The 12,338-nt window shown below is 74.0% G+C and carries 10 protein-coding genes; 7 read left to right on the plus strand and 3 right to left on the minus strand.

Annotated features, from left to right (window positions below):
• The first annotated feature begins 50 nt into the window (after nt 1-50).
• Genes MB828_RS15590 through MB828_RS15600 form a run of 3 tightly spaced genes read left to right on the plus strand, consistent with a single transcriptional unit; the run spans nt 51 to nt 3,101 of the window.
• Entirely contained in the window at nt 51-1,076 is a 1,026-nt protein-coding gene (locus tag MB828_RS15590) for a FecCD family ABC transporter permease (protein ID WP_301648682.1), read from the plus strand.
• Nucleotides 1,073-2,209 carry a FecCD family ABC transporter permease gene (locus tag MB828_RS15595; RefSeq protein ID WP_430381389.1) on the plus strand — a complete coding sequence of 379 codons (1,137 nt, stop codon included), beginning with the start codon at nt 1,073-1,075 and terminating at the stop codon, nt 2,207-2,209. Before MB828_RS15590 ends, MB828_RS15595 begins: the two co-directional genes overlap by 4 nt.
• Nucleotides 2,210-2,213: 4 nt before the next feature.
• Nucleotides 2,214-3,101, plus strand: coding sequence for an ABC transporter ATP-binding protein (locus tag MB828_RS15600; protein WP_301648683.1), 888 nt, complete (start codon nt 2,214-2,216; stop codon nt 3,099-3,101).
• A gap of 283 nt (nt 3,102-3,384) precedes the next feature.
• On the opposite strand, the gene MB828_RS15605 is transcribed toward MB828_RS15600, so the two are convergent.
• Nucleotides 3,385-4,338, minus strand: coding sequence for a methionyl-tRNA formyltransferase (locus tag MB828_RS15605; RefSeq protein WP_301648684.1), 954 nt, complete (start codon nt 4,336-4,338; stop codon nt 3,385-3,387).
• A gap of 84 nt (nt 4,339-4,422) precedes the next feature.
• Between MB828_RS15605 and MB828_RS15610 the strand changes: the two genes are divergently transcribed.
• Nucleotides 4,423-5,748, plus strand: coding sequence for a lysine N(6)-hydroxylase/L-ornithine N(5)-oxygenase family protein (locus MB828_RS15610; protein ID WP_301648708.1), 1,326 nt, complete (start codon nt 4,423-4,425; stop codon nt 5,746-5,748).
• Between the two features lie 141 nt (nt 5,749-5,889).
• On the opposite strand, the gene MB828_RS15615 is transcribed toward MB828_RS15610, so the two are convergent.
• Entirely contained in the window at nt 5,890-7,410 is a 1,521-nt protein-coding gene (locus MB828_RS15615; RefSeq protein ID WP_301648685.1) for an amidohydrolase, read from the minus strand.
• A 173-nt stretch (nt 7,411-7,583) separates the two neighbouring features.
• On the opposite strand from MB828_RS15615, the gene MB828_RS15620 reads away from it, so the two are divergent.
• Nucleotides 7,584-8,789, plus strand: coding sequence for a cytochrome P450 family protein (locus MB828_RS15620; RefSeq protein WP_301648686.1), 1,206 nt, complete (start codon nt 7,584-7,586; stop codon nt 8,787-8,789).
• Nucleotides 8,790-8,804: 15 nt separating this feature from the next.
• On the opposite strand, the gene MB828_RS15625 is transcribed toward MB828_RS15620, so the two are convergent.
• On the minus strand, nt 8,805-9,590 hold the full coding sequence (locus MB828_RS15625) for a COG4705 family protein (RefSeq protein ID WP_301648687.1): 786 nt from the start codon (nt 9,588-9,590) through the stop codon (nt 8,805-8,807).
• A gap of 235 nt (nt 9,591-9,825) precedes the next feature.
• On the opposite strand from MB828_RS15625, the gene MB828_RS15630 reads away from it, so the two are divergent.
• Together MB828_RS15630 and MB828_RS15635 are read left to right on the plus strand one after the other, a co-directional pair.
• Nucleotides 9,826-10,488 carry a response regulator transcription factor gene (locus MB828_RS15630; protein WP_301648688.1) on the plus strand — a complete coding sequence of 221 codons (663 nt, stop codon included), beginning with the start codon at nt 9,826-9,828 and terminating at the stop codon, nt 10,486-10,488.
• A 329-nt stretch (nt 10,489-10,817) separates the two neighbouring features.
• Complete coding sequence (locus tag MB828_RS15635; protein ID WP_430381390.1) at nt 10,818-12,131, plus strand: sensor histidine kinase; 1,314 nt, start codon at nt 10,818-10,820, stop codon at nt 12,129-12,131.
• The last annotated feature ends 207 nt before the right edge of the window (nt 12,132-12,338 follow it).

Raw genomic sequence — 12,338 nt, forward strand, 5'->3', positions numbered from 1 at the left:
CTATCAGGACTGTTCGCGGTCCGTCCGGACGACGGCATGGAGACCCGCAAGTGGCTTCAGGCAGAAGGCTTCGCGCCACGGTGCTGGTGACGGTGATCGTCGCCCTCCTGGTCCTCCTGTCCCTGCTCTCGGTGGCCCTGGGCGCGTTGAGCGTCCCGCTCGACCAGGTGGTCCGCGCCGTTCTCGGCCGTCCGCCCAGCCGGCTCGTCGACAACGTGATCTGGTCGGTGCGCGTCCCGCGCACCCTGCTCGGGCTGACCACCGGCGCCGCGCTCGGCATGTCGGGCGCGCTGATGCAGGCCCTGACCCGCAACCCCCTCGCGGACCCCGGGATCCTCGGGGTGAGCGCGGGCGCGTCCTTCGCGATCGTGGTGTCCGTGGCGGTGTTCGGGGTCGGTTCGCTGTACGGCTACGTGTGGTTCGCGTTCGCCGGGGCGCTCGCCGCCAGCGTCCTGGTCTTCCTCCTCGGGCGCCTCGGCAGGTCCGGGGCGACCCCGGTGAAACTGGCCCTCGCCGGTGTGGCCGTCACCTCACTGCTGTCCTCGCTGACCAGTGCCGTGGTCCTCACCGACCAGGACGCGCTGGACCGTTACCGCTTCTGGTCCGCAGGCACGCTCGCCGACCAGGACTCCGGTGACCTGGTGCGCGTCCTGCCGTTCCTCGCGGTCGGGGCCGTGCTCGCGCTCGCCTGCGCGCCCGCCCTGAACAGCCTCGCCCTCGGCGACGACGTGGCCGCCTCCCTGGGCCGGCGGCTGGGCCTGGTACGGCTCCAGGGCGTCACCGCGATCGTGCTGCTGACCGGCGCCTCGGTCGCCGTGATCGGCCCGGTGGTCTTCCTCGGCCTGGTCGTCCCGCACATCGCCCGGCTGCTGGCCCAGTTCTCGGGCATCGGCCCCGACCACCGCTGGCTGCTGCCGCTCTCCGCCGCGCTGGCTCCCGTACTGCTGCTGTCCGCCGACATCGCGGGCCGGATGGTGGCCCGGCCCACCGAGATCCAGGCCGGCGTCCTCGTCGCCTTCCTCGGCGGCCCGTTCTTCATCGCCCTGGTCCGCCGCCGCAAGCTCGCGGAGGTATGAGCGTGCCCGCACCGTCCTCGCCCGCCGCTCCCACCGGGCCCGTACAGCCGGCGCCCGGCTCCCGGAAGCCGTCGGCCTCGGCACGGCCCGTGCTGCGCGACCGGCCGTTCCGGCTGGCCGTACCCCCGGTCTCCGGCATGCTGCGGCCCCGCCTGCTGCTCACCGGAGTGCTCGTCGCCGCGGGCACGTTCGCGCTGTTCTGCTGGGGCCTGGCCGTCGGCGACTACCCGGTCACCCTGCCGGGGGTCGTCAAGGCGCTGTTCGGCGCGGGCGATCCGGGAACCGTCATCGTCGTCCAGGACCTGCGGCTGCCCCGCGCCCTGACCGGGCTGCTGGTCGGCGTCGCGTTCGGGGTCTCCGGGGCCGTGTTCCAGACGATGACCCGCAACGCGCTGGCCAGCCCCGACATGATCGGGCTCACCGAGGGCGCCGGCACCGCGGTGGTCGCGGCCGTGGTCCTCGGCTGGACCGGCGGCCTCGGACTGTCCACGCTGGGGCTGCTCGGCGCCCTGGCCACCGCGCTGCTGGTGTACGCGCTGGCCTGGAAGGGCGGCGCCACCGGCTACCGCATCATCCTCGTCGGCATCGGCGTCTCGTGGATCTGCACCAGCGCCACCGACTTCCTGGTGGCGCGCGGGAACCGGTTCGAGGCCGAGGAGGCGCTCGGCTGGCTGGTCGGCAACCTCAACGGCCGCACCTGGGGCCAGGTGGACGCGCTCGCGGTCGCGCTGGCCGTGCTGCTGCCGGTCGCCCTCGGACTGGGCCGCTGGATGCGCACGCTCCAGCTCGGCGACGACGTGGCGGCCGGCCTCGGCACGCCCGTCCAGCCGGTCCGGCTGGCGCTGCTGCTGACCGGCGTGGGCCTGGTCGCCTTCGGCACGGCGGCGGCCGGACCGGTGGCCTTCGTCGCCCTGGCCTGCCCGCAGATCGCGCTGCGGCTCGCCGGCACCCCGGCGCCGCCCCCGCTCGTCTCCGGTCTCACCGGCGCGTTCGTCGTCCTCGGCTCCGACCTCCTCGCCCGCGAGGCGGTCCCCGGGACGGAACTGCCGGTCGGGATCGTCACCGGCGCCCTCGGCGCGCCGGTCCTGCTGTGGCTGCTCGTCCGCGCCAACCGCGCGGGATCTGGAGGCTGATCCGATGTCGTCCACCGACCCGCGGCCGACCCCGTCCACCCAACGACCCTCTTCCAGCATGGAGTTGCGGGCCCGCGGGCTGCATCTCGCCTACGACGGGCGGCCGGTGGTGGAGAACCTGGACCTCACCGTGCCCACCGGCCGGATCACGGCCATCGTCGGGGCCAACGCCTGCGGCAAGTCGACCCTGTTGCGCGCCCTCGCCCGGCTGCTGGCCCCGCGCGAGGGCGTGGTCGAACTGGACGGTGCCGACCTGCGGTCCATACCGACCCGCGAACTCGCCCGCCGGCTCGGCATCCTGCCGCAGACCCCGGTGGCGCCCGAGGGGCTGACCGTCGGCGACCTGGTGGGCCGCGGCCGGTCCCCGCACCAGACCTGGTGGCGGCAGTGGTCCGCGGCCGACGAGGAGGCGGTCGGGGCGGCGCTGGCGGCGACCGGCCTGACCGGACTCGCCGACCGGCCGGTGGACGAGCTCTCCGGCGGCCAGCGGCAGCGGGCGTGGATCGCGATGGCCGTCGCCCAGGGCACCCCGGTCCTGCTGCTGGACGAGCCGACCACCTACCTCGACCTCGCCCACCAGATCGACGTACTGGACCTGATCACGGACCTCAACCGGCGCGAGGGCCGCACGGTGGTGATGGTGCTGCACGACCTCAACCAGGCCTGCCGGTACGCCGATCACGTCATCGCCATGAAGGCCGGCCGGATCGTCGCCGAGGGCGCGCCGGCCGAGGTGGTCACCGAGGCGACCGTCGAGGACGTCTTCGACCTGCGCTGCCGGATCACCCCGGACCCGGTCAGCGGCACCCCGATGGTGATCCCGCTGGGGCGCCACCACCACGACGGCGACGCCCGGGAGACCGAGGACGCGGTGCCGGCGGCGCTCGACTGACGGACCGGCGGCACGGAGGAGGGCGGTCGCGGCCCGGGCACAAGTGCGCCGGAGCCGGACGCCGTTCAGGTGACGGACGGGACGTGCGGAGCGGGACGCCAGCGGCCGGACACCGGCAGCGGGGGTGGCGGTAGCCGGCCGTCAGGGGTGGGACGTACGGGGCGGGACGCCAGCGGGCGGGCACCAACGAGCCGGGGGGCAGGAGCCGGCCGTCAGGGGTGGGACGTACGGAGCAGGACGCCAGCGGGCGGACACCGACGAGCCGGGTGGCAGGAGCCGGCTGTCAGGGATGGGACGTGAGGTATCCGCCCATCGTGCGGAACCAGGCCGTCGCCGCGTGCTCCGTGCCGTCGTCCGTGCGGACCCGGCGGACCAGCAGCCCCCGGCCGCGGCCGGTGTGGGCGTCGGGGCCCGCCACCACGACCACGCCGTCGCCCTCGCGGATGAAGATCCGGCCCGGCGTGCCGCCGTAACGCCCCTCCGAGACGGCCGCGGAGACGATCCTCAGCCGCTCGCCGCCCTGGAAGGCGTAGGCGTTCGGATACGGGTCCGACTGGGCCCGTACGAGGCGCTCCAGGCGTTCCGCGGGCCAGCTCCAGTCGATCCGGCTGTCCTCCGCCGAACGCTTGTGGAAGAAGCTGGCCCGGGTGCGGTCCTGCGGTATCCACCGCCCGGCGTCCCGGCCGGAGGCGATCAGGTCCAGGGACTCGCGCACGATGGGCGCGATGAGGTCGACGGTCCGGTGGAACAGGTCGGTCGCCGTGTCGGCGGGCCCGACCGGCACGGAACGCTGCACCAGGACGTCCCCGGCGTCGAGTTCGGCGTTCATCCGGTGCGCGGTGACCCCGACCCGCTCCTCGCCGTTGATCAGCGCCCAGATGATCGGGGAGAACCCGGCGTAGGCCGGCAGCAGCGAGTCGTGGATGTTGAGGGTGCCGTGCGGGGGCAGGTCGAACAGCTCCGGGGGCAGCCAGGTCCGCCAGTTGTTGGCCACGATGATGTCCGGCCCGGACTCCCGTACGGCGGCGAGGAGTTCGGCGTCGTCGGGGCGGTTCCGAAGCAGGACCGGTACGTCGTGCTTCTCCGCGAGCTCGGCGACGCTGTCGCCCCAGATCTTCTCGTAGACGTGCTCGCTCTTCGGGTGGGTGACGACGAGGACCACCTCGTGGTCGGAGTCGAGCAGCGCCTGCAACGTGCGGTGACCCCACGTCTGGTAGCCGAGCATGACGACCCGCATGAATGGCCCTTCCCTTCAAGACTCCATTGCTAGGTAAGCCTTACCTTATCTAGCATGAGGCTGCCTGAGGGAGGCGATGCCACGGTGAAATCACCGGTCATGGGTTCCGATGTCGTCCACGACATCGTCGGGATAGGTTTCGGTCCGTCAAATCTCGCTCTGTCCATCGCCGTCGAGGAACACAACGCGGGCCTCACGGCGGACCGCCGGCTGACCGCCCTGTTCCTGGAACGCCAGCCACGGTTCGGCTGGCACCGGGGCATGCTGATCGACGACGCCACGATGCAGGTCTCCTTCCTCAAGGACCTCGTCACCCTGCGCAACCCGACCAGCGACTACAGCTTCCTGTGCTTCCTGCGCGAGCAGGGCAGGCTGATCGACTTCCTGAACCAGAAGACGCTCTTCCCGCTGCGGATGGAGTTCCACGAGTACTTCGAGTGGGCGGCGGCGCGGGTCGCGCACCTGGTGTCGTACGGCAGCGAGGTGCTCGCGGTCGACCCGGTGCGCGACGAGGCCGGGCAGGTGGTGTTCTTCGACGTCACCTGCCGGGACACCGCGCGCCCCGGGGGCACCGTGACGCACCGGGCCCGCAACATCAGCGTGGCGACGGGACTCGAACCGCACGTCCCGCCCGGCCTCGGCCTAGCCGAACGGGTCTGGCACAACAGCGAGTTGATGCCACGCTCGGAGCAACTGGCCCGATCGGGGGCGCCGGTGCGGCGGGCGGTCGTGCTCGGCGCCGGGCAGAGCGCCGCCGAGACGGTGGACTACCTGCACCGCACGTTCCCGGACGCGGAGGTGTGCTCGGTCTTCGCCAAGTACGGCTACACACCCGCCGACGACAGCCCGTTCGCCAACCGGATCTTCGACCCCGAGGCGGTCGACGTCTACTTCACGGCGCCGTCCGAGGTGAAGCAGTCCCTGCTCGACTACCACCGGTCCACCAACTACTCGGTGGTCGACATGGATCTGATCGAGTCGCTGTACGCCACCGCGTACCGGGAGAAGGTGGCCGGCCGCGAGCGGCTGCGCTTCCTCAACGTCTCCCGGGTCCGGGAGGTCGCTCCGGGGCCGGACGGCGGCCTCGGCGTCACCGTCGAGTTCCTGCCGACCGGTGAGCGCCGGGCGATGGCCGCCGACGTGCTGGTGCTCGCCACCGGCTACCGGCCCCGGGACCTGGCCGGGCTGCTGGGCGACACGGCCAAGCTCTGCCTCAAGGACGACGGCGACGAGATCCGGGTCGGCCGCGACCACCGCGTGGAGACGGCGCCCGAGGTCCGTGCCGGCATCTACCTCCAGGGCGGGACCGAGCACACCCACGGGCTCACCAGCACCCTGCTGTCGACGGTCGCGGTCCGGGCGGCGGAGATCCACGGAGCCCTGGTGGCCGACCGGGCGACGGCGGCCTGAACCGCCCCCACACCCCCGTGGCCCGGCCGGTACGGCCCGCCCGGGCCACGGGCCTCTCCCCCCGGCGCCCTCGCACCCCGCCCGCATGACCCCGCGCACCAGCCGGCCGGCCCCGTCCGGCGACCCGTCGACCGGGCGGTGTCAGTGCGGGCCGTGGGTCCAGTGGCCGGCCGTCATCGTGGCGTGCACCGGCATCGCGCGCAGTGTGTCCAGGTCCGCGTCGAGCGGGTCCACGTCCACCACGACCAGGTCGGCCGGGTCCCCGACCCTGATGAGGCGCCGGCCGCGGGCCGCCGCCGCCAGCGCGTCCCGCAGCGGCAGGCGCTGCTCCGGATGCCAGGCGGGGCGGTCGTCGTCGCTACGGCCGACGGCCGCCGCCACGGCCAGCCAGGGGTCGAGCGGGGAGACGGGGGCGTCCGAGCCGAACTCCAGCCGGGCACCGGCGGCCAGCAGGTCCGCGTAGGCGAAGGCGCGTCCGGTACGGCCGGCCCAGTACCGGTCCGCCACGTCACGGTCGTCCGTCGCGTGCCGGGGCTGCACGCCCGCGATCACGTCCAACTCCGCGAAGCGCGGCAGGTCTTCGGGGCTGAGCAGCTGGGCGTGCTCGATCCGGCCACGGCAGCGCACGGCCTCGAAGGCGTCCAAGGCCACGGTGTTGGCGTGGTCGCCGATGGCGTGCACGGCGGGTTCGATGCCGTGGGCGGCGGCCCGGCGCATGAGCCGTACCAGGTTCCGTGGTGACGTCTGCTCCAGGCCGTGCGAGCCGTCCGTGTGCTCCAGGCCCGGGTAGGGGTCGCGGCACAGCGCGGTACGGGTGTTGAGCGAGCCGTCCGTGAAGAGCTTGAGGGGGCCGACCCGGACCAGGTCGCCGTGCCCGCCGATCCCGGACCCGGTGCGCAGGCCCCGCGCGACGGCCGCGTCCAGGTGCTCCGGATAGACGGCGGCGGACACCCGTACGGCGGGCGGGAGCCGCGCCGAGCGGCGCTCCCAGGCACCCACGGTGTCGCCGAACTGGAAGTCGATGACACCGGTGATCCCGCGTGCCGCGGCGGCCCGGCAGGCGTCGGCGACCCAGCCGTCCACCGTCTCGGGTGACGCCTCGGGAAGCGCCGAGAGCACCTCGTGCCCCTCGTGTTCCCGGACCAGACCGGTCGGGTGGTCGCCCCGGCCGGCCAGCGCCAGGCAGGCGGAGTTGAGCCACACGGCGTGCAGATCGGCGCTGACGAGGGCGACGGGCCGGTCCGGTGAGACCGCGTCGAGGAGCCGCTTGTGCGGGGCGTCGGGCCACAGCGCGTCCCGGAAGCCGTACCCGAACAGCACGGTCCCGGCGGCCGTGCCGCCGCCGTGCCGCCGTACCCGGTCGGCCGCCTCCCGTGCGGAACCGGTGCCGGACAGGTCCAGCCGACGGCGCACGCCGGCCCACTCCGCGAGGTGGACGTGGGCGTCCCACAGTCCGGGCAGGAGCACCCGGCCCTCCAGGTCGACGACCCGTTCGTCCGCGGCCGCCCCGACGGGCGCCGAAGACCCCCGCTCCCGCTCGGCGATCACATGGCTGACCCTGCCGTCCGCCACCCGCACACCGACCAGCGGTCCGCCCGCCCCCAGCCGCACCCGGTCGAGCGTGACCGCGGGGCGGCGGGGTGTCCGTGCGAAGTCCGTCATCGAGCCTCCAGCCGTGACGCCCCGGTCGGGATCACCCCCGGACAGCGCCAGCAGAAACTTAGGGTTACCTAACTCATTTGATCGCACCGGGACTTCCGGACGCAACAGCCGACCCACAAGGGAACCGGTTCGGCCGGGCCGGCGGACCCGGGGGGGCTGACTAGGGTGGGGGCATGGACGCTCGTACAACTACCGGCCGACCGGCAGCCGTTGACCCCGCCGAGCTGCTCGCCGACCCCTACGCCGTGTACGCACGGCTGCGGGAGGCCGGGCCCGTGCACCGGATCGCCGGGACCGACGGACTGCCCGCCTGGCTGGTGACGCGGTACGAGGACGTGCGGCAGGCGCTCGCCGACCCGCGGCTCTCGCTCGACAAGGCGCACGCCAGGCCCGGCGGCTACCGCGGGCTCGCGCTGCCGCCCGCGCTCGACGCCAACCTGCTGAACATGGACCCGCCGGACCACACCCGGGTCCGGCGCCTGGTGTCGCAGGCGTTCACCCCGCGCCGCGTCGCCCTCCTGCGCGAACCGGTCCGGCGGACCGCCGACGCGCTGCTCGACGCCGTCGTGCCGCTGGGCCGTACCGACCTCGTCGCCTCCTACGCGGCGCCGCTGCCCATCGCCGTCATCTGTGAACTGCTGGGGGTCGCCGAGGGGGACCGGCCGGACTTCCGGTCCTGGACGGACGCCCTCGTGGTCCCCGACCCCGCGCGGCCCGAGCGCGCGAGGCAGGCGGTCGGCGCGCTGCTCGCCTTCTTCGCCGGACTGCTCGCCCGCAAGCGCGCCGAACCCGCCGACGACCTGCTCTCCGCCATGATCGCCGTACGGGACGAGGAGGACCGGCTCAGCGAGGACGAGCTGATGTCCCTGGCCTTCCTCATCCTGTTCGCCGGGTACGAGAACACCGTCCACCTCATCGGCAACGCCACCCTGGCCCTGCTGACCGCCCCCGCCCAGCTGGCCGCGCTGCGGGCCGACCCCGCCCGGCTCGGCCCGGCCGTGGAGGAACTGGCCCGCTACGACGGCCCCGCCCCGCTCGCCATCCGCCGCTTCCCCACCGAGGACGTCACCATCGGCGGGGTCACCGTCCCGGCGGGCGAGACCGTGCTGCTGTCCCTGGCGGCGGCCCACCGGGACCCGCGCCGCTTCCCCGAGCCCGACCGGCTGGACATCGGCCGGGCAGCCACCGGGCACCTGGCCCTCGGGCACGGCATCCACTACTGCCTCGGCGCGCCGCTCGCCCGCCTGGAGACGGAGATCGCCCTCGCGGCCCTCCTGGAACGGCTGCCCGGTCTCGAACTCGACGTACCTGTCGAACAGTTGCGGTGGCGCCCGTCGATGCGCACCCGGGGGCTGCTCGCCCTTCCCGTGCGGTACTGACGGGGCGGCGCGGGGTCAGGCCGCGGTGGTGGTGTCCCGGCGGGAGACCGCCAGGTAGCCGACGAAGCAGACGATGGCCGCCGTCCAGGCGAGGGTGACCGGTCCCAGCCCGAGTCCGAGCCCGCCCCGGGAGTGGCCGAGCGCCATCCAGTCGGCGAGGGAGGCGCCGAGGGGGCGGGTGATGACGTAGGCCGCCCAGAAAGCGGGCACGGCCTTCAGGGCGCCGGCCCGGTGGGCGAGGGCGGGCACGCAGATCGCGGCGCCGAAGAGGACCGCCGAACCGAGATAGCCGAGACCGGCGGTGGCGGTCAGGTCGCCGGCGGCGGTGCCGAGGGCGAAGGTGGCGAGGACGGCGGCCCAGTAGAAGGCCTCCCGGCGGCGGGTGCGGATGCCGTGGATGGACAGCGTCCGCTCGACGGCGTACCAGAGGGCGAAGACCGCGGCCAGCGCGAGCAGGAAGAACGGGGTGGACAGCGTGTACGGCACGCCGAGGCCGACGTGCAGGACGTCGGCGGCCATCGTGCCGAACACGCTGACCATGACGACGGCGGTCCAGTAGACCCAGGCGATGTACCGGCGCACGGCGAACTGCACGGCCAGCGAGACGGCGAGGGCGAGTCCGCCGAGCGCGACCGCCGGCACCGGACCGAGGACCTTCGCGAGCAGGTCCGAGGCGGTCTCCCCCATCCCGGTGGTGAGCACCTTGATGATCCAGAAGTAGGCGGTCACCTCCGGCACCTTGTTCGCCAGGGCGCGCAGGGAGGCTCGGGGGCGGTCGTCGAGGAGGTGCTCTGTGGTCATGAGCCGCACGATGACACGGGGCACCTTCGGTGCCACAGACGCCTTTGCCATTGTTTTGGGGCTTCTGGTGCATGGCTTTCACCAGCGCCCCGGCAACCTGAACGCAACCTGAACGTCCCGGTGCGAGCGCTGTTCACCGCGGTTCGCGAGGTGATACGCGTGGGGGTTCGCCCGATGGTCTAGAGTTCCCGGTGTGCGTCTACAACCCTGTAGTCACGCAGGGATCGGAGAGACCGTGCGGCACCGGATCCTGGTCGTCGAGGACGATCACGCCCTGCGGGGCGTGCTGCGCCGCGCCCTGGCCGACGAGGGCTACGAACCGGTGCCCGCCGCCGACGGCACCACCGCCCTGCGGCTGGCCGGCACCGGGGTGTCCGCGGCCGTGCTGGACGTCGGGCTGCCCGACGCGGACGGCCGGGACGTGTGCCAGGCGATGCGCGCCAACGGCTTCACCGCCCCGGTCATCCTCCTCACGGCCCGGCACGGCCTCACCGACCGGCTGTCCGGGTTCGCCGCGGGGGCCGACGACTACCTGTCCAAACCGTTCCATCTCGCCGAACTCGTCGCCCGGCTGCGGGCCACGCTGAAGCGGGCCGGGCCGCCGGCCGCGGCCACCGCCGGGGACCTGGTCCTGGACGCCACCCGGTACCGGGCGAGCGTCGGCGCCGCCGAGGTCGGCCTGTCGCCGACCGAGTTCCGGCTGCTGGCCACGCTGGTCGCCGCGGACGGCGCCCTCGTGAGCCGCCGGAACCTGGTCCGGGCCGCCTGGCCGGACGGAGCCCAGGTCAGCGACAACACCCTGGACCAGTACCTGAGCCGGCTGCGGCGCAAGCTGCGCGAGGCCGGCAGCGACCTGACCCTGCGCACCGCCCGTGGCATCGGCCACCGCCTGTCGTGACCACCCCCACCACCCCCGACACGCCGCCCGGCCAACCGGCGTTCGACAACCCGCGTCACCGAACGGCCCCCGACACCCCGCGTCGCCGAACGGCCACCAATCCCCCGCATGGCCGACCGGCCTCCGACGCCCCGCCTCCCCGACCGGCCCCCGACACCCCGCATCGCCGAACGGCCCCCGACGCTCCGTGCCCGTACCTGCCTCCCGACGGCCCGCGCCGTCTCGCGTTTCGCGCCCCGCGCCGCCTCACGTTTCGTGGCCTGCGCCGCCTCGCGTTTCGTGGCCTGCGGGCGCCGGCGCCCCGCACCCTGCGGGGGCGGCTCTCGCTCGTGGCGGTCACCACCGCGGCGCTGCTGATCACCGTGCTGACCGTGGCGTTCACCTCCGTGATGGACCGGCACCTGGAACACCAGGCGGACGACGAACTGCGCAACCGGGCGGACGCCGTCGCGACGACCGTCGACACCAGCGGACCCCGCGCCCGGGTCCTGGAGACCGTCAACGACCGCCTCCTCGACGCGAACGTGTGGATCTACACCGGGACCCGCCTGCTGGAGCGCCCCCCGTCGGCCGACGGCGCCCTGACTCGGGCCGCCGACCGGCTCGCCGCGCCGGGGCACGGCGCCTGCACGACCGCGGCGGCCGGCCGCCCGCACCCCGTACGCCTCTGCGCCCACGCCGTGACCGGCCGCCGCAGCTCCGCCACCGTCGTCACCGCCCTGGACCTCACGCCGTACCGCGACTCGGCGGACACCCTGCTGCTGGGGTCGCTGGTCCTGGACGCCGTGATGCTGGCCTGCACCTACGCGCTGACCAGACTGGCCGTCGGACGGGCGCTGCGCCCGGTGCGGATCATGACCGACCAGGCCACCGAGTGGAGCACGGTCGGCTCCGACGAACGCTTCGGCGCGGCCGACCAGCCGGCCGAACTCGCACGCCTGGGTGCCTCGTTGGACGCGCTGCTGGACCGGATAAGGACCGTGCTGCGGCACGAGCGGCAGCTGACCGGCGAGCTGTCGCACGAGCTGCGGACCCCGCTGACCCGGATCGTCGTCGAGCTCGACTGGTGGCGGTCCCGGCCGCGTTCCACCGCCGAGACCTGCGCCACCCACGAGGTGATCACCGAGGCCGCCCGGTCCATGCGCGCCATATGCGACACCCTGCTCGACGACGCCCGGGAGGACGTGCGCGGCACCGGCGATGTCCCCGGGACCTGCCAGGTCGGCCCCGTGCTGCGCCGGCTGGTCGAGGGCCTCGGACCGCGGGACCGGGTGACGGCCGTCCTGGACGTCACGGACCCGGCACTGGCGGCCGGCGTCACGCCCGCGCTGCTGGAGCGCATCGTCGGCCCGCTGCTGGCCAACGCGCTCCGGTACGCCGGCTCCACGGTGACCGTGTCCGCGCGGCGGCGGCCGGAGGGTGTACGGATCGCCGTCACCGACGACGGTCCCGGCGTGCCGGAGGCGTTCGCCGCGGAGCTCTTCCGGCCCGGCCGGCGGGCCGACCCCGACGACGGCCATGACGGCGCCGGCCTCGGGCTGCCGCTGGCGCGACGGCTGGCCCGTGCCGCCGGCGGCGAGGTGACCCACGACCCCGCGCACACCACGGGGGCACGCTTCCTGGCGGACCTGCCCGCCGGGTGAGGGGCCACGCTTTCCCCGGCCGTGCCTGAATTCAGGGTGACACCTTTCGTCCGGTGTTCCGTGAGCGCCTTTTCTGCACTCACGCGTTTCAAACATTCAATTGGGGCCCACGCCGAGAAATGACTTCCTCCGCTCCCGTGCCCCCGTGACCTGGCAGGGCATCCGACGGCCCAGGGTTACGTGAACTCCCCCAGCAAAGTCAAGAGT

The organism is Streptomyces arenae (genome assembly GCF_022343545.1).
Classification (GTDB): domain Bacteria; phylum Actinomycetota; class Actinomycetes; order Streptomycetales; family Streptomycetaceae; genus Streptomyces; species Streptomyces humi.

Excerpts from the sequence above, each read along its gene's own strand:
- MB828_RS15595 (WP_430381389.1), top strand. The coding sequence starts at position 1,073 with ATGAGCGTGCCCGCACCGTCCTCGCCCGCCGCTCCCACCGGGCCCGTA.
- MB828_RS15600 (WP_301648683.1), top strand. The coding sequence starts at position 2,214 with ATGTCGTCCACCGACCCGCGGCCGACCCCGTCCACCCAACGACCCTCT.
- MB828_RS15605 (WP_301648684.1), bottom strand. The coding sequence starts at position 4,338 with ATGCGGGTCGTCATGCTCGGCTACCAGACGTGGGGTCACCGCACGTTG.
- MB828_RS15615 (WP_301648685.1), bottom strand. The coding sequence starts at position 7,410 with ATGACGGACTTCGCACGGACACCCCGCCGCCCCGCGGTCACGCTCGAC.
- MB828_RS15620 (WP_301648686.1), top strand. The coding sequence starts at position 7,584 with ATGGACGCTCGTACAACTACCGGCCGACCGGCAGCCGTTGACCCCGCC.
- MB828_RS15625 (WP_301648687.1), bottom strand. The coding sequence starts at position 9,590 with ATGACCACAGAGCACCTCCTCGACGACCGCCCCCGAGCCTCCCTGCGC.